Below are 16,602 nucleotides of genomic sequence, written 5' to 3'. Positions count from 1 at the left end.
CCATACGAAAATATGTACTAATTATTGCTCCCTAATCCCTAACCCCTAATCCCTAATCCCCCGAACAAATTACTGAGATAGTACGGAAATTAATTAGAACGACTATAATAACTAATCACTAGATCCATAGTCAGTTACTAACGACTTCAAACGCAGTCGAGCTATTTTGCTTATTTCAGCTAACGCTTGCTGTTTTTCTGTTTCCTGGCTATTCTGCAAACGAGTTTCAAATGCTTGCAAAATAGTTTGTTTCGTGTAATATTTCACCGCCACGATAAAAGGGAAACCAAACTCATCTTTGTAAGCTTGATTGAGGGATTGAAAACGTTGATATTCCGCTTCAGATAAGCGATCTAAACCTATTCCTGCCTGTTCTTGCACTGAAGCTTCAGCCATCTTAGTTTTTGCACCAAGATCGGGATGAGCTTTAATTAAGGCTAGTTGCTCGGTTACGCTCATGCTATTAACAATTGCCACCATAGCTTGATATAAAGCCTCAGCATCTTCAAAAGGTCTACGATGCCAAGCTTGTTCTGCAATTGCTGGTGTTTCTTCCCAAATATTTCCCAAGGCTGCGGTAAATTCCCCTTGAGACATTTGATTTAATTGGGCGATAGTATACTGTTGATTTTTCACTAATGACTAATAACTAACTACCTCGATAAGTACTATAAGACCAAGGAGAAACTAATAAAGGAACGTGATAGTGAGCTTTAAGATCGCTAATGCCAAAACGAATGGGAATTCGATCTAAAAAAAGTGGTTCGGGGTAATTACCATAACGAGCAAAATAATTACCCACAGAAAAAACCAACTCGTATACCCCTATTTTTAATTCTCCTCCAGTTAGTAGTGGTTCGTCAGTACGACCATCTCGATTAGTTTTGGTAGTTTTGAATAAAGTTTTAGAATCTATATTCAGATCTAGCTTCCATAAAGCGATCGCAATTCCTTTGCCTGGACAACCATTTGCTGTATCTAATACGTGAGTTGTTAATTTACCTGACATTGATTAGTTGTTAGTTGTTAGTTGTTAGTTAGTTAGTGCAATGGACCACCAAGGATGATTTTTGCGATCGCGCCTGTAACGTCTTCAGGTTTTTCTTGTTTTAGTTGTTCGTACCATTGCTGAGTTAGATCTGGTTCTTTGTTATAAATAGTATCAGTGCGCTTGCGGGCTTTCAAGACCAATTTTGCCACTCTTTCTTTGCGTTCCGCTTCATAACGTTTGAGTGCATCTTCAACACTAATATTAGTGGTTACTAAATAGCGACACAATACTTCTGCATCCTCCATCGCTTGACAGCCCCCTTGTCCTAAAGTTGGAGTAGTAGCGTGTGCCGAGTCCCCTACTAAGGCAATTCTACCGTTAACCAGACTGGGCAGAGGATCGATGTCGCCTATTTCCAAACGATTTACCTGTTCTGGGTCTAATTTTTCGATTAGATTCTGGACTGGTTGCGCCCACCCTGCAAAAATATCTTTTAATTCAGTGCGGATATCTCCGTTAGGTGGGGTTGTTCCTTGGGGTTTAGGACAACCCATAAAAAAATAAAAGCGATTATCCCCCACAGGCATCATAGATGCTCGTTTTCCTTCCCCAACATAAATTACCCAGACATCATTTTCCGCTAAATCGGGACTAGCTTCTACTAAACCATTCCAGTTAACGTAACCAGCATAGCGCGGTTCAACTTTTCCCCCCGCCAGATAGTTACGCACCACTGACTTTACACCGTCTGCCCCGATAACTACATCGCCAGTAGCGTTACTGCCATCTTCAAAGATTGCGGTAACACTATCAGCATCCTGCTTCACCTCAACACAGCGCATCCCCATTTTGACATCAGACTCGCCAAAAGCCTTCAGCATCATTTGCTGTAAATCCGTACGGGATACTGGATAGGGTCTTTGTCCTACCTGTTCCATCAAGGGAATAAGATTAACATCGTTAAGAATCTCTCCCTGAAGATTGCGATATTCCATGCGGTTCATTTGTCCGCCAATGGCTGCAATCTCTTCCCCTAGACCCAATTTATTGAGAACCTTAATCCCATTCGACCATAAAGAAATTCCCGCCCCCGCAGGACGTAACTTTCTCGTCTTTTCATAAATCTCAACTTCATAGCCCGCCTGACGTAAAGCAATCCCTGCTGCCAATCCCGCCATTCCCGCGCCAATTATAATTGCTTTTAAGTGATACATAATTTTTTGCTAATAGTTGTTAGTTATTGGTTTTAAGCTATTAGCTATTAGCTATCAGCTTTTAGCTTTTAGCTTCTTCTCCCAGTCTCCCCGTCTCCCAGTCCCCTAGTCCCTAGCTATATATTTTTCTGTTTGTACTATATCTATTCTCGTCCTGGCAAAATTATATTTAACAATAATGCGGTAATTCCCCCTGTAGAAATACCAGAAGAAAAGATACTTTTAATCAAGGAAGGCATTTGATTTAAAGCTTCGGGAACGACGCTAACACCTAAACCCAAGCCTAAAGATAATGCCAAGATAATTGAGTTACGCTTGGTAAGATTGACGCAGGAAAGAATCTTAATTCCCGCTACAGCTACCGTACCAAACATGACAATGGTTGCACCGCCCAAGACTGGTTGGGGTAACGCCTGAAAAACCCCTGCAACAATGGGAAATAGACCCAGAATCACAAAAATTACCGAGATGAAATAGCCCAGATAACGACTGCCAACTCCTGTAAGCTGTATCACACCGTTGTTTTGACTGAAAGTAGTATTGGGGAAAGTATTCAAACAAGCAGCAATAATTGAGTTTATGCCATCGCCTAATACTCCTCCTTTAATCCGTCTAAAGTATTTTGCCCCTTCAATGGGTTCGCCAGAAATAGCGGAAGTTGCTGTCAGATCGCCAATAGATTCGATCGCCGTAATTAAATATAAGAAAGCAAAGGGAATAAACGCCCCAAAATTAAAATTAAACCCGTAGCGGAAAGGAATTGGTAAAGCCACAGGAGGCAAACCCGCTAAATTACTAAAATCGACCAATCCTAAAGGAATTGAGACGACATAACCTACAATCAACCCCACAACAATGGAAGACATCCGCAGGAAGTTATTGCTAGTACTATTTAAAGCAACGATAACTGCTAAAACTAAAAGGGCTACACCCAAATAGACGGGAGAACCAAAATTGCTTTCTTCCCCCGCTTGCAAACTGTTAAGCAATGGTTGACCGCCACCCATAGAGATCAAACCAACTTTAATTAAGGTTAAACCAATCAAAGTTACTACCACTCCCGTTACCAAGGGAGTAATGATTTTATTTGCCAGATGAAGAAAGCGACTAACAAAAATCTCCACAAACGCACCAAAGAAACATAAGCCGAAGATTAAACCCAAAGCATCTTCTGCCGTACCTCCATTGCCTTTAACTGCTAGTCCTGTAGCAATAATAGGACCTAAAAAAGCAAAACTCGTTCCCTGTACGCTAAGTAAACCCGAACCTACAGGACCAAATTTTTTTGCCTGGATAAAGGTAGCAATCCCAGAAACCACCAAGGACATACTCAAAATAAAAGTAGTGTCGGCGGGAGATACTTCCAACGCCCCGCAAATAATCAATCCAGGGGTAATAATGCCTACAAAACAGGCAAAGACGTGCTGCAATGCCACAAATATTGCCTCGACAAAGGGTGGGCGGGCTTCTAAACCATAAATTAAATCAGATTTAATCGAAGCGGGTGCTTCACTTGGCATATTATCTGTTTCTATAGTTAATTCTTGATTAGTCATTAATTAAATTTATCCAAAACGTAAAGTCATAAAAATAAAGCGGGCAATAAATATAGCTGCTAATATCCAGGTAATTGTTGGGACATCTTTAGCTTTGCCGCTAAAAGTTTTGATTAAGGGATAGGCAATTAAGCCAATAGATAGACCTGCTGCAATAGAAAAGGCAAAGGGAATAAAAAATATAGTCAGGAATGCAGGTATGGCTTCGGTTAAATCTTCCCAGTTAATATTGGTAATGCTTGCCATCATTAATACCCCCACGATGGTTAAAGCGGGAGTAGTAGCAAACGCTGGTATGGCTTCAAAAATCGGCGTGAATATTAAGGAGATAAAGAATAATCCTGCAACTATCACTGAGGTAAAACCAGTACGTCCACCCTCTGCCACTCCCGATGCTGACTCCACAAAGGTAGTCACGCTAGATGTTCCCATAATTGCCCCTGTGGTAGTTGCGATCGCATCTGCGGTTAAAGCCTGATTTGCCCTGGGTAATTCTCCATTGTCATCGATATATCCCGCCTGCATTCCTACCCCCGATAAAGTGCCGATGGTGTCGAACATATCCACAAATAAAAACACCAGTAACACAGCGATAAAATCAATCCAGTTGTTACTATTTATTCCTCCCAAACCAACAAATGCAGCCCCAAATAAATCTTTAGGGAAAGCTGGAATAGATGCAATTCCTTGGGGTGCAGTAGCTACGCCAAATACCCAACCGAGTAAAGCCGTACCCACAATTCCCCATAACAATGCCCCTCTAATGCGTCGTACCATAAAGAACGCAGTCAAGAAAATACCAAAGATTGCCATCAGAGTTTGAGGTTGTGCCAAGCTGCCAAAATCGGTTTTAGTAACTTCATTTGCCACAATTAGTCCCGCCCCGCCTGTTTCTGTAGCTCCACCTAAGCCGATATAGGCTAGAAATAAACCTATGCCGACAGTAGTTGCAGATTTAATCGAACTTGGTACGGCAGTAATTAGATGACGGCGAATATCGGTAACCGTTAGCAGAATGAATACCAACCCTTCTAAAAAGACACAAGCTAAAGCTACCCGCCAGTCAATACCCAAACCCAACACTACCGAATAGGCAAAAAAGGCATTAATTCCCATACCAGGGGCAAGGGCGAAGGGATACTTTCCGAGTAAGCCCATAATCAAGGTGCCGATACCTGCCGATACTGCGGTAGCTACCACCAAGGAACTAAACAAATCTCTTGGTTCGCTGAGAAATATAGCATCGGAAAGAATTAAAGGATTGACTACCAAAATGTACGCCATGGTCATAAAGGTAGTCACGCCAGCTAAGATTTCAGTGCGAAAACTAGTTTTATAGCGCTCGAATTGAAAATAACGCGCGATCGCATCTAAGATCCCATTATGAGGCGGTGTTCCTCTCGGTTGATTTTCACTTTTTTGCTTCGCTACAGTCACTCTTTTGATACTCTCTTGCCAAAGGTCTTTATTGGATACTGTATACAGTAAAAATCAGAAAAACTGTATCTAGAGTTACTTCATAGTTGCTTGTCACAAAACTTTGAATTTAAACACAATTGTTCAAAACTTTTATTTACTATCAGTCCTAATTCCGAAGAACCACTATATTTACTTGCCGATCGCACTTTAAAAGCAATTCTTAACCCCAAAATAGTAGAAAATCAACGACAAAAAAATAGATTGAACATGAGAGCGCATTTATAACAAGGTTATGAAATTGATTTCGTCGAAATTTTTAATACAAAGTTAAAGACAAATTTTAAGGATTTACCAACAATTCAATAGACCTCTTGTAAAAGTTTTTTTAATAATATTTTTGTTGATTTTTGTTCCTTTAACCCTTTCCCCTTATTTCTTACAAAAGTCTAATCTAATTGAAATTGCTTGGCATAGAAACTAGCATATTTGCCATTTTGGGCTAATAATTCTTGATGGTTTCCCGATTCGATTATGCGACCTTTTTCTAGGACTAGAATGCGACTAGCTCGACGCACTGTAGCTAAACGATGGGCGATGACAAATACAGTCCGATCTTCCATTATTCTTTCTAGTGCTTCTTGTACCAAAGTTTCTGATTCTGAATCGAGGGCGGAAGTGGCTTCATCTAAGATTAAGATCCGAGGATCGAGTAAAATAGCACGAGCGATCGCAATTCTTTGTTTTTGTCCTCCAGATAGATTGACTCCCCTTTCTCCGATATAAGAAAAGTAGCCTTGAGATAGTTCGCTAATGAATTGATGGGCGTTAGCAATTTTAGCTGCTGTTTCGATTTTTTTTAGATCGAAATTATCTTTACCAAAAGCAATATTTTGGGCAATAGTACCAGAAAACAAAGTTGTTTCTTGGGGAACAATACCAATCTGTTGTCTGAGGCTCTTGAGAGTAACGTCATTGATATTTATACCGTCAATTAATATATTACCTCGATCGGCATTATAAAAGCGAGGTAACAGATTGACTAAAGTAGACTTGCCCGCACCAGAGCTACCAACTAAAGCAATAGTTTCTCCAGGATGAGCGATGAAACTGAGGTCGTTAATTACTAAAGTATTGGAATGATAACTAAAACTAACCGAATCGTATTCAACTTTTCCCTTAACTGCTTCTAATACAGTGGCATTATTTTTTTCAACGACGCTAGGAGATATTGCCAATAATTCAAAGATTTTATCTACCGAAGCTTGACCTTCTTTGAAGCTATTGTAGTTATTGGTTGTATGGGTAATCGGATCGATTAATAGGGCTACCCCTGCCAAATAACTCACAAATTCTTTGCCCGTCAGATTGTTTTGCGAAATTTGCCAGCCACCTAAGAAAAAAATAGCAACTACACTCATTAAGGTTAAAAAACCAACTACTACAAATTGAAAAGCTTTAGCTTTTTCCGCTTGATATTTTGCCTGACGATTGCCTTCTGCTTCTTGAGTAAATCTGGCTAATTCATAATCTTCGGCAGCAAAAGCTTGAACTAATCTAATTCCGCTTAAAACTTCGGTTAATAGTGCTGATAAATTAGAAATACGATTTTGACTTTTTCGAGAATATTGCAATAGTTTTTCGCCAAAAGCCCCAATAATAAATGCCATTAAAGGAGCTAAAACTAAAGTTGCGATAGTTAATTGCCAGTTAAGCCACAGCATATAACCCAAAACCACAATTAACTGGAGAATACAAGGAACAAAATCATGAAAAAACTGATTGACCACTTCGCCAATGCGATCAATATCTTCTGTCAGGCGATAGGTTAAATCTCCTGTTTTAGCAATCTCAAAATAATTTAAACTCAATTTTTGTAAATGACTGTAAACCACTTTCCGCAAATCGAGAGCAATAGTTAAAGCTGCTTTCGCCATCAAAGAATCTTGCCCGTATTGGACAAAACCTTTGGCAATAAAAATAACTGCCGCTAGCCCCGCTAATCTAGCAATATTATTAGTATCGCCTTTTCCTATGTATTCGGTCATTTCTCCAGCCAACCAAGCTTGAATTGGCCAAAGAGTAGTAAACAATAGGGTGCAAATAAAAGCCAACCCTATGGTTAGACTTTGAGGAAGCACAAAAGGAATAAGCTGCCAATAGTTGGAACGATTTTGCAAAATTTATTCAGGAAAATTAAATATTCGTCCTTAGTCTACCTCAACAATAAAGACGTATCATGATACGTCTTTAGGGAAAATTGCCAAAAAAAAAGCACGCCATCTACTAACGCACCTTTCAAAATTGGTAAATAATAATGAATATCTAGTCTTGATTTCATTATTTCATAATTTATTAGTTATTTTTGTTTGTTCATCATAACTTGTTTGAAAGAAGTCAATCTTCATCTTTACTTAAAAAAAGCCGCTCAAAAAATTAATGGGATCCCTTGTAAATAAGAATAAAAATAACTTCTATAATTTTGCTATTGTCTATCATCCCGATTATGTCGCTCCTTTGCCAGATGCCCATCGATTTCCCATGCCCAAGTTCAAAATATTGCGGGATTTATTGCTGAAAGATGGAGTAATAGTACCAGAGCAAATTTATCAACCAGAATTACCAGACTTAGAATTAATTGAATTAGTTCATACCCCAAAATACGTCCGAGCTTATTGTAATGGCACGTTGGAATATAAAGCACAGCGTCGTATTGGTTTGCCTTGGAGTGCAGCATTAGCCCATCGTACTCGCATTGCTGTGGGGGGAACGATCTTGGCGGCTAAATTAGCTTTAAAACATGGCTGTGCTTGCAATACCGCTGGGGGTACTCATCATGCTTTCCCCAGTTATGGCTCGGGATTTTGCATTTTTAACGATCTGGCGATCGCATCCAGGGTTTTATTAGCAGAAAAATTAGTTAAGAAGATTTTAATTGTTGATTGTGATGTCCATCAGGGAGATGGCACGGCTTATATTTTTCAAAATGACGATCGCGTTTTTACTTTTTCGATGCACTGCGAAGCAAACTTTCCAGGAAGAAAGCAACAAAGCGATCTCGATGTACCTTTACCCATCGATTTGGATGATGATGGTTATTTGCAAATATTAGCCAGTCATCTACCAGATTTACTAGATCGAGTCCAACCAGATATAGTTTTATTCGATGCGGGAGTGGATACCCATGTCAGCGATCGCCTGGGGAAATTAGCTCTGACAGATTGGGGTATCTATCGTCGAGAAAGAATGGTTTTAAGTACTTGCCAAGCGGAGGGCTATCCCGTTGCTTGCGTCATTGGCGGAGGATATGGCAAAGATATGTCTGCTTTAGTATATCGTCATTCTCTTTTGCATCGTGCTGCCAAGGAGGTTTTTGGCAACTAATTCGGTTTAGTATCGGTTGTTATTAGTTAGATGTAGATCTACTCATTTAGCGATCGAAATCATATATAGTCATTCAAATTTAAGTAATCATTTAAAAATACAAATATACATCTTCAAAACCAGCTTAAGGTATTTATCAACAGTAGTTTATTATGTTCTTACTTAAATTGTTTCACCCCCTAGCTTTAACATCTAGTCCCAACCCACAATTGGAAAAAGCACGACAAAGACATAATAAATTACCTAAGACCAAACACGATAAATTTGCTGCTTTAGCCGATTACAATTACAAAGAAGCTTGCAAAATTGCTCAGGAAAGATATACCAATTTGGCGCAAATGTTAAGGGCAATAATTAAAGAACGCTATACTTCAGCCGAAGAAAATAAAATTAATACTCTGGTAATTTGTATTATTGATATCTTGGCAAGTAAAGCTAATATTTTTCCTGACATGGAATACAACGAAGTTTGGTACACCGACCATTACGATCTGATTGAATTAGCCAGAAATATGGCAATAGGAGATGAAACATTACCTCATTGGGAAAAAGAAGCAAATTTACACTGTCGCTATTTGGAAATTTCTATTTCTGAGTTAGTTCGGATGATTATTGATATTGCCGAAGAAGCTTTTATAGATCCCTACCAAGCTGGTGCTGATATTGACCAATGGTTTAGATATGTTGTGCGAGAAACATTAAAATCTCGCCGACGTTTATCTCGCTATCGTCAAAAACAAAGCGAATCTTTGTGGATTTCCCCCAAGAGTTTGGGCATTGAAGATTGGGGTTCTAGTAATTAATAATTACTGTTAGTTAATGCTTCGACTACTCGATTTAAACCAACTGAGTTGGAAGCTTTACAGATAATGCGATCGCCCGATTGAATTATCTGTTTTAATTTATGGGTTAAACTAGCCCAGTCCCTAAAACATTCACTAGGAATATTTTCCGCACCGATGGCTATTTCTTGAGTGGCTGCTTCGTCAGCTAATACTAGAACTAAATCTAAGGCTAATTCTTGGGCTTTTTTTCCTACTTGTCGGTGTAGCTGTGGTGAATATTCTCCCAGTTCTTTCATCGTACCCAGAACGGCAATATGGCGTTTGCCTGGGGTGTTTTTGAGCATTTGCAAGGCAGCGAGCATCGATTCTAAACCTGCATTGTAGGTTTCATCTAACACCACTATATCGTTAGCCAGATTGTAACGACGAGATCGCCCTTTGGGTAGTTTGACTTCAATTCCTGCTGCTAAAGTGTCTAGATCGATTTTTAATTCTCGTGCTACCGCAATAGCAGCTAGATAATTACTGGCATTGTGTTCTCCTGGCAGGGGTAAAGGAAAGCTGCGTCCCAAGGCGTTGATTTTTTCTCCTGTTATTTCTCCCTGAATATCGCCCCCCTTCATTCCATAGGTGATGGTTTTTCCCGACCAAACTTTTTCTGCCGTAGCTTGCAATAAAGAATTGTCATAATTTAAAATAGCAGTGCTAATATGGGGCATCTCTGCTAAAAGTTCGCATTTAGCACGAGCGATCGCTTCTCTCGAACCCAAGCGTCCAATATGAGCCGTACCCACGTTGGTAATAATACCGATGGTAGGATTGGCTATTTTAGTTAACAGGGCTATTTCTCCTTCCCCTCGCATTGCCATTTCAATCACTGCGTAGTCGTGTTGGGGAGTAATTTGTAGCAAAGTTTTGGGTACGCCAATCTCATTGTTAAAATTAGCCTCGGTTTTTAATACCTTGCCTTGGGTACTCAATACCGCAGCGACTAATTCTTTAGTACTAGTTTTTCCTACCGAACCAGTAATGCCAATTACGGGAATATTCAAGCGATCGCGCCACCAACGAGCAATTTTTTGATAAGCTTCTAGGGTATCTCGAACCACATATTGAGGTACGGTAATATTTTCCATCGGGCGATCGACCACTATGGCGATCGCACCACCTGCAATAGCGCGAGCGACAAAATGATGTCCGTCGAAATTTTCTCCGATCAACGCTACAAAAATTTCTCCTTCAGCAAGGGATCGTGTATCTGTAGCAATACCCAAAACTGGAAGATCTGGAGTGGGGTTATTGTTCGATCTAGCTGGAGTCTCCAGGATGTCACTTAGTTGAGATAAAGAAAAATACATTATATTATCTGGACTACAAAAAAAATACCTAAATTAATTTTGAGTTTTAATTTAGGCTCAATAGTTTGAGTGTATATACTAACAATAAAACTGGAGAATCTTGATAAAAAATTTACAGCGTTATTTTAATTAAAGATTTAAGATTAAGGTAACAAATAATTGTTTTGTAACTGTTAATTAGAACAACTTCGACAAATTAAAATCATGGGGAAGCTCGATAATCGCACTTACAAACAATCAAATAAAAATCCCCGTTCGACTAAAGCAGAACAACAAGAAATTTACGATCATTTATTATTTTGTGTTAAAACCGAAGAACCTTTTCAAGTTTTAGAAAGATTTAATCATCTGTTTATCAAAGCAATGGGATATCAAGATAATCGCATTCGTATTGCTTTAGAAAACATTGTTGAAAGTAGTAGAGCCGAAGTTGATTTTATCCCGTTTTTTAACCGTTGTTGTCATATTATAGTCAATCGCTGGCAAATGCAGCCTAACGATAAATTAGAAATTATTGAATTAGTTTGCTTATTAGAAAGATCGTTACCTCCAGGGGCTATTGTTTCTCGTGTTGGTCGAAAACAAAGACAATTAATTAAAGACTTTTTAACTACAGAATATTTTGTTAGATTGCAACGCTTAGCTCGTTTAATTGATGGTAGTTTAGAACCAGAAAATCGTCGCCATCAACGCATTGAAGTAGTTAGTAATTCTGTAGGAGATTTAATCCAACGCTATCCCTATTTACACCAACATTGTTTGCTTACAGAAGGTAGTAGCGAAGAATTTCAACAAACAGTAGAAACCATTCAAGCAGGAATTCAATCTAGCTACGAATTAAATCTTGCTCAATATATTACCAACCGAGTGCGTCTGGCGCGAATGGTAAAAAAATATAAGGCAGCTAATAAAACTAAAATTCCCAAACGACTAATCCAAAAGGTGGAAAATCCTACTTTACTAAGCGATCGCGACTTAGATCGAGCTTTACGTCATTATATGGGCAAAGTAGAACACAATTGGAGCTATTATGATTTATCCCAGAAATTCTTAACTCATACAACTCAAACTCGTTCATACAAAGAATTTAAAAACGATCTTTATGAATATATAGTCTCTGGTATTGATTCTCGTTTTGGCAAACGTCGTTTTAACGATAAATTGCGCTACTGTCTGAATGATACGATGACAGAATTTGAAAATCGCGAATTAGATGAATTTCTCACTATGCGAACTTACTGTCAATTATTTAAGTTTTTGGTAGTAGATGGTAAGGGTAGTTTTAATCACGATCGCTATTTAGATTTGATTACTTATATGGGAGAAGTAAAAACTATTGGTTTACTATTAAAACTAGTCTTGGTGTGTAATAAAGTAAAACCCTATTTAGAACAAAGATTTTCCATTCTTTTTTCCCATTACGAAGCAGCATCGGAAGATAACGCGCAATGGCTGGTTAAGTCTTTGGAAAACTTACAAGTGGCTTTTAGCGTTCATTTTGGCGAAGCTGACTTTTCTATCATGCAAATTATTTAAGACTGCGAATCTTTATTTTCCATCGTTTCCATTGCCATTTTTAAACTTACTTTTAGTCGGTTTAAAGATTTAGCTAAAACACCTATCTCATCATTACTCTCACGATCGAACTCGACGCTAAAATCTCCCATACTCAAGTTTCTAGATAGAGAAGACATTTGATTAATGGGATCGGTAATTGTCAGTTTGAGAAATATATTTAATAAAATGATTACAACTAGCAAAAAGATTAAAAATTTGCCAATTACTAACCAACTCAAATTTTCCGCCTGTCTGACAACTTCGCTAGCAGGAACGGAAATAATTTGCGCCCCTACAATTTCATTTAATTGCCAGCCAAAACCGCGATCGTTACCATAGGTAGCAATTTGGCTTCTAGGAGCATCTTCAGGAATGCCGTGACACCGCAAACAACTTTCTTTTTCCACAGCTAGAGGACGAGCTATATAAAATAATTTTCCTCCAGGGATAGTGCGAAAACCATACTTTTGCAACTCTGCCATTTTACCAGTGGTAGCAGCGGAATTTTGACGAAAAGAGTTGATTATTTGAGTTTCAAATTTATCTGACTTATCTCTTAAGTTTGTCGGATTGAGAGTAGCTTCTTTATAAAAAAACTGACTGTATTCGTCATTACTTCTCAAATTCTCAAAAACTTCTCTAGCAGAGTAAGCAGGCACAGTTTGGGGTAAGAAGAATGGTTCTGTTTCTAGTCGAGAGGCTAATTCGGGATTTACTTGGGTGCTAGTATATTGTCGCACCGAATTCATAGTTTCAATTAATAAGGATGCTTTTTCGGCTACGATCTCTTCAGCATAGTTTTGTAATATTCCCGATAAAACAAAACTCACAGCTAGGGTTGCTATTATCAGAATTATTGCTAAAAGAATATTCAATTTAATTCCCAGCTTAATATTATTAAACATAATTACATGGCTTCTCGAAAATAATAAAGATTATCGATAACTTTTTTAAAAACAAGAATTGTCTATTAAAAATGATATTTATTATTTTAAGTAAGAATCTCTCAATCTAAACTACAAAAATAATAAATATTAAAATATCTATTATGACCCTGGTTTTTGTTGATATATTCTTTAGTTAAAGAATGATTTTATCGATTCAGTTTTTATTATTAAATAATATTAATTTTTTTTAGCTTAAATTAACAAAATTATGTTGTGGCGACGTTGTTTGAGGATTGTATTTGTATTATTGCTGGTTACAGCTTGCAGGAAAGTAGACGAAGGAATCTCTAAAAAACTAGTTATTGGCGTAGTTGGTTATGGAGAAAGCAATCAATCCCTCGATAGATATGCCAATCTACAAGACTATCTGAGTATTCAACTAAAAAGCATCGTCGAATTAGAACCAGCCTATAATGAAATTCAGGCATTAGAACAGATTAGCAGACAAAATTGGGATTTAGTATTTGCTTCTTCGGGGATAGCTGCGATCGCTGTAGATCGCTATCAATATCAACCGATAATTCCCCTAGAGGGAGTGGAGCAAGTGCGATCGACGATTGTAGTTAATCAAGATAGCAAGTTCGAGCAATTAACAGATCTTAAAGGCAAAACAATTGCTTTAGGACAGGAAGGATCTGCTACTGGCTACTATTTGCCGATTTACAATCTCTACGGTTTGACTCTGCAAAAAGTTCGTTTTGCTCCCACTCCTCAAACGAGTTTAAAATGGCTTAAAGAACGAGAAATAGATGCAGCAGCACTATCTTTACAAGAATTCAATCAATATCGTCAACAATTCCCTCCAAACCAATTTCGCGTTGTTCATCTCGACAGTCACACCATACCTGCGGGAGCAATTTTGATTTCAGATAACTTAGAGCCTCAAGAATTTGTCGCTATCCATAAAGCATTGACTCAAGCACCATCTCATATTGCTGGATCGGCTAGATTTTTACCCAACGAAAAAATCCCCCAATATGAATATCTCATTGAGGTAATTCAAAGAGTCAAACCTATTGCAGAAAGAATAAAAGCCGAACCAGCTTTATTTTACGAACCTAAGACTAATAATTAATCAGAAAACGCTACGGATTAGAGATTATTGAGGCAATAGAGAATAGTGGAGGTAAACAGATAAGGTTTAATTCTCTCTATCCCAACTTGAAAAAACTGGAGAAAAAAGGCTTTGTTAAATCGGAATGGGGTAATGAAGCACCTGAAAAGCATACTGGAGCTAGACGGAAATACTACCAAATTACGGGGACTGGTAGGAAAGCTCTGAAAGCGAAACAACAGTTATTAGAAAGCGTCGCTTATTGGATATCTGAGCCAGAGGGGGTGTGAAATGAGTTCTCAGAATTTAGAATTGGCGCGCAGAATAGGTAAATTTGTCAGACATTTTTCAGAAGAATGGGAAGAGTATCAAGATTGGCTAAGAGACATTATTTCTTCTCGGTTAGTTCTTCGGGAACGTTATCCAGCTTGGCAAACTGTGGTCATTTTTCACTGGCGTTTATTGTATTTCGTAGCTTATGTGGGTACTGTCATGGTTGTTAATCGACTAATCAAAAAACTTAAAAGTTTTCTCTTAGAAAAAGATTTTTTAAACTTCTCAATTCTATCTGAAAGGGTTGCCACTGTAATCCAATTGCTCGGAATCCCTCGATATCGCTATATACTTCAACGAACGGCTACACTTTCAGCAGTGGTAGAACTTACCCTTTGTGGTATTGCTGCTTTTACTGGCATTTTGCTAGCATTTTACTATCAGCCTACGGCACTTGGAGCTTATAAATCCCTGACAATGATTGTCGAAGAAGTTACCAATGGCTCACTTATGTTGAGTTTGCATAATCTTGCTGGTCATAGTCTGATTGTCTTAACTTTGATTCAAATCGTAGTCATGTTTTTAGGACGACGGTTCTTGCTCTCTTGGTTAACTGCTTGGATTAGCGGTATCTGTTTGACCCTCGCTGCTATTGGTCTTAGTTGGACAGCTATCGTCTCGGTAACAGAAAGTTTAATTGCTAAAAAAAATAATCTTACCCCAGAAGAAACGGCATTGTTTCGCTTACTAGTCAAATTAATTGAAGATTATGAAGAGCAAGTATATAATTTAGACGACTGGAGTAATCTTGCGCCTCATGAAATATTGCAACATCTTTTAGGATCTAGCGGTACAAAACAAGCCGATTTGGTTAACGTCATTAGCCCATCTAAAGGATTAATTTCTTCGATTGTTAATGATAAAAGAGATATTAGTAAAGAACAGGCAAAAAGATTGGGAGCTTATTTTAAAGTTTCTCCTAGTTTATTTCTTTAATTTGTTAGGGCGATCGCCCTGTGTATAGTTAATAAATTAATAAATCGCCCTAAATAGAAAACATCTCAACTAAAATATCAGCAACACTTTGACTTTTTTCTAAAGTAATATTTCCTAACTTTTTGATTAATCTAGATTTATCTACTGTCCGAATTTGGTCGAGAGCAATACTACTATTTCTGTTTTGACTAGGTTTGATTTTTCTGGTGTTCAAAGTGAGTATTAAGCCACCTTTAAACCCCGTCCAGATTGAAAACTGGAGTTTTGACCAAAAATAAAATAGGCTGATTGAGAGGAGAAAAATAAGACTAAATTGAGTTGATGTTAAAAGTAGATTGTGCTCGTTGGAATCAAAGCAGAGAGTTACTAAGAGAAGAAGCATTGGCTGCAGAACATCCTCGAACCAGAGAAAGGCTGATGGCATTGTATGAAATCAGTGAAGGTAAAAGTGCAACTACTGTAGGAAAACAAACCAGGAGAAACCCTCAAACAGTAATGTCTTGGGTGCATCGCTATAACCGAGAAGGTATAACAGCACTCTTGTATCAACATTCGGGAGGAAGAACCCCTGCTTGCTCCGTCTTTACGCTGAGGAGACCTCAGCGCAGGCGGTGCGCTTTTTTTCGGAAATAGTCGCACAAGATCTAAGTAGGGCTTGCTGAAAAACTAAGAATGGTTTGACTTAAATTCTTTAGCCCTATCAGTAATGAAATATTTCGGGATGCCCGATACGTTCCATGACTTCTGCAATTCCTACTCTTCACCATATTCTTAACGCGATCGCATTTTTAGATCCGCCCCAGTTTCTATTCCTAATTTCCTCATCTTGGCTGCGGTAACTTTACCAATACCGTTAAATACTTCAATTGGTAGAGTTTCAACCAAGGCGATCGCATCCTCTGGCAGAATTACTTTCATACCGTTTGGTTTATTAATACCCGAAGCGATTTTTGCCAGGAATTTATTGACCGAAACCCCAGCCGAGGCAGTGAGATTAGTTTCTTTTAGTATTTCTTGGCGAATGCGTTTAGCAACAGTACAAGCGTAGGGCAACCCTAGCTTATTTTCACT

At 38.3% G+C, this 16,602-nt stretch carries 17 protein-coding genes; 7 read left to right on the top strand and 10 right to left on the bottom strand.

Annotated elements, in window-relative coordinates:
• Window positions 1–111: 111 nt before the first annotated feature.
• The 6 genes from uraD to AC33VI_RS05565 form a co-directional block, all read right to left on the bottom strand.
• Window positions 112–597, bottom strand: coding sequence for a 2-oxo-4-hydroxy-4-carboxy-5-ureidoimidazoline decarboxylase (uraD, locus tag AC33VI_RS05590; RefSeq protein ID WP_491781278.1), 486 nt, complete (start codon window positions 595–597; stop codon window positions 112–114).
• 52 nt (window positions 598–649) lie between these two features.
• Window positions 650–1,009: a hydroxyisourate hydrolase gene (gene uraH, locus AC33VI_RS05585; RefSeq protein WP_491781276.1), complete on the bottom strand. Its 360-nt coding sequence runs from the start codon at window positions 1,007–1,009 to the stop codon at window positions 650–652.
• A 32-nt stretch (window positions 1,010–1,041) separates the two neighbouring features.
• A complete protein-coding gene (hpxO, locus tag AC33VI_RS05580; RefSeq protein ID WP_491781275.1) occupies window positions 1,042–2,205 on the bottom strand; it encodes an FAD-dependent urate hydroxylase HpxO in 1,164 nt (387 codons plus the stop codon).
• A gap of 143 nt (window positions 2,206–2,348) precedes the next feature.
• On the bottom strand, window positions 2,349–3,761 hold the full coding sequence (locus AC33VI_RS05575) for a uracil-xanthine permease family protein (protein ID WP_491781274.1): 1,413 nt from the start codon (window positions 3,759–3,761) through the stop codon (window positions 2,349–2,351).
• A 9-nt stretch (window positions 3,762–3,770) separates the two neighbouring features.
• A complete protein-coding gene (locus AC33VI_RS05570) occupies window positions 3,771–5,198 on the bottom strand; it encodes an NCS2 family permease (protein ID WP_491781273.1) in 1,428 nt (475 codons plus the stop codon).
• 428 nt (window positions 5,199–5,626) lie between these two features.
• Window positions 5,627–7,357 carry an ABC transporter ATP-binding protein gene (locus AC33VI_RS05565; protein ID WP_491781272.1) on the bottom strand — a complete coding sequence of 577 codons (1,731 nt, stop codon included), beginning with the start codon at window positions 7,355–7,357 and terminating at the stop codon, window positions 5,627–5,629.
• Between the two features lie 259 nt (window positions 7,358–7,616).
• On the opposite strand from AC33VI_RS05565, the gene AC33VI_RS05560 reads away from it, so the two are divergent.
• Both AC33VI_RS05560 and AC33VI_RS05555 read left to right on the top strand, forming a co-directional pair.
• Window positions 7,617–8,561, top strand: a complete 945-nt coding sequence (locus tag AC33VI_RS05560) for a histone deacetylase family protein (protein WP_491781271.1) — start codon at window positions 7,617–7,619, stop codon at window positions 8,559–8,561.
• Between the two features lie 152 nt (window positions 8,562–8,713).
• A complete protein-coding gene (locus tag AC33VI_RS05555; RefSeq protein WP_491781270.1) occupies window positions 8,714–9,364 on the top strand; it encodes a hypothetical protein in 651 nt (216 codons plus the stop codon).
• On the opposite strand, the gene AC33VI_RS05550 is transcribed toward AC33VI_RS05555, so the two are convergent.
• Window positions 9,361–10,704 carry a UDP-N-acetylmuramoyl-tripeptide--D-alanyl-D-alanine ligase gene (locus AC33VI_RS05550; protein WP_491781269.1) on the bottom strand — a complete coding sequence of 448 codons (1,344 nt, stop codon included), beginning with the start codon at window positions 10,702–10,704 and terminating at the stop codon, window positions 9,361–9,363. The two genes, AC33VI_RS05555 and AC33VI_RS05550, sit on opposite strands and share 4 nt — an antisense overlap.
• A 204-nt stretch (window positions 10,705–10,908) precedes the next feature.
• Between AC33VI_RS05550 and AC33VI_RS05545 the strand changes: the two genes are divergently transcribed.
• On the top strand, window positions 10,909–12,240 hold the full coding sequence (locus AC33VI_RS05545) for a Sll1247 family protein (RefSeq protein ID WP_491781268.1): 1,332 nt from the start codon (window positions 10,909–10,911) through the stop codon (window positions 12,238–12,240).
• On the opposite strand, the gene AC33VI_RS05540 is transcribed toward AC33VI_RS05545, so the two are convergent.
• A complete protein-coding gene (locus tag AC33VI_RS05540) occupies window positions 12,237–13,166 on the bottom strand; it encodes a c-type heme family protein (protein ID WP_491781267.1) in 930 nt (309 codons plus the stop codon). The two genes, AC33VI_RS05545 and AC33VI_RS05540, sit on opposite strands and share 4 nt — an antisense overlap.
• Window positions 13,167–13,416: 250 nt before the next feature.
• Here AC33VI_RS05540 and AC33VI_RS05535 point away from each other — a divergent pair, with 250 nt between their 5' ends.
• Genes AC33VI_RS05535 through AC33VI_RS05525 form a run of 3 tightly spaced genes read left to right on the top strand, consistent with a single transcriptional unit; the run spans window position 13,417 to window position 15,531 of the window.
• Window positions 13,417–14,283 (top strand): phosphate/phosphite/phosphonate ABC transporter substrate-binding protein, encoded by an 867-nt coding sequence (locus AC33VI_RS05535; protein ID WP_491781266.1) that lies wholly within the window; start codon window positions 13,417–13,419, stop codon window positions 14,281–14,283.
• Entirely contained in the window at window positions 14,283–14,552 is a 270-nt protein-coding gene (locus tag AC33VI_RS05530; RefSeq protein WP_491781277.1) for a PadR family transcriptional regulator, read from the top strand. Before AC33VI_RS05535 ends, AC33VI_RS05530 begins: the two co-directional genes overlap by 1 nt.
• A gap of 1 nt (window position 14,553) precedes the next feature.
• Window positions 14,554–15,531 (top strand): helix-turn-helix domain-containing protein, encoded by a 978-nt coding sequence (locus AC33VI_RS05525; RefSeq protein WP_491781265.1) that lies wholly within the window; start codon window positions 14,554–14,556, stop codon window positions 15,529–15,531.
• Between the two features lie 49 nt (window positions 15,532–15,580).
• Here the strand turns inward: AC33VI_RS05525 and AC33VI_RS05520 are convergent, their stop codons facing one another.
• Window positions 15,581–15,913 (bottom strand): type II toxin-antitoxin system PemK/MazF family toxin, encoded by a 333-nt coding sequence (locus AC33VI_RS05520; protein ID WP_491781264.1) that lies wholly within the window; start codon window positions 15,911–15,913, stop codon window positions 15,581–15,583.
• Here AC33VI_RS05520 and AC33VI_RS05515 point away from each other — a divergent pair.
• A complete protein-coding gene (locus AC33VI_RS05515) occupies window positions 15,853–16,164 on the top strand; it encodes a helix-turn-helix domain-containing protein (protein ID WP_491781263.1) in 312 nt (103 codons plus the stop codon). The genes AC33VI_RS05520 and AC33VI_RS05515 overlap by 61 nt on opposite strands.
• 138 nt (window positions 16,165–16,302) lie before the next feature.
• On the opposite strand, the gene AC33VI_RS05510 is transcribed toward AC33VI_RS05515, so the two are convergent.
• Window positions 16,303–16,602, bottom strand: a 300-nt coding sequence (locus AC33VI_RS05510) for a Y-family DNA polymerase (RefSeq protein WP_491781262.1), incomplete at its 5' end; no start/stop codon positions are given.

Source organism: Waterburya sp. (assembly GCF_058530065.1).
Note: the sequence above shows the minus strand (reverse complement) of the source record. Positions and strands in the feature narration are given on the sequence as shown.

Coding starts and splice junctions, on each gene's coding strand:
- uraD (WP_491781278.1), bottom strand. CDS start 597: ATGTCTCAAGGGGAATTTACCGCAGCCTTGGGAAATATTTGGGAAGAA.
- uraH (WP_491781276.1), bottom strand. CDS start 1,009: ATGTCAGGTAAATTAACAACTCACGTATTAGATACAGCAAATGGTTGT.
- hpxO (WP_491781275.1), bottom strand. CDS start 2,205: ATGTATCACTTAAAAGCAATTATAATTGGCGCGGGAATGGCGGGATTG.
- AC33VI_RS05575 (WP_491781274.1), bottom strand. CDS start 3,761: ATGACTAATCAAGAATTAACTATAGAAACAGATAATATGCCAAGTGAA.
- AC33VI_RS05560 (WP_491781271.1), top strand. CDS start 7,617: ATGGGATCCCTTGTAAATAAGAATAAAAATAACTTCTATAATTTTGCT.
- AC33VI_RS05555 (WP_491781270.1), top strand. CDS start 8,714: ATGTTCTTACTTAAATTGTTTCACCCCCTAGCTTTAACATCTAGTCCC.
- AC33VI_RS05550 (WP_491781269.1), bottom strand. CDS start 10,704: ATGTATTTTTCTTTATCTCAACTAAGTGACATCCTGGAGACTCCAGCT.
- AC33VI_RS05545 (WP_491781268.1), top strand. CDS start 10,909: ATGGGGAAGCTCGATAATCGCACTTACAAACAATCAAATAAAAATCCC.
- AC33VI_RS05540 (WP_491781267.1), bottom strand. CDS start 13,166: ATGTTTAATAATATTAAGCTGGGAATTAAATTGAATATTCTTTTAGCA.
- AC33VI_RS05535 (WP_491781266.1), top strand. CDS start 13,417: ATGTTGTGGCGACGTTGTTTGAGGATTGTATTTGTATTATTGCTGGTT.
- AC33VI_RS05525 (WP_491781265.1), top strand. CDS start 14,554: ATGAGTTCTCAGAATTTAGAATTGGCGCGCAGAATAGGTAAATTTGTC.
- AC33VI_RS05515 (WP_491781263.1), top strand. CDS start 15,853: ATGTTAAAAGTAGATTGTGCTCGTTGGAATCAAAGCAGAGAGTTACTA.
- AC33VI_RS05520 (WP_491781264.1), bottom strand. CDS start 15,913: ATGCTTCTTCTCTTAGTAACTCTCTGCTTTGATTCCAACGAGCACAAT.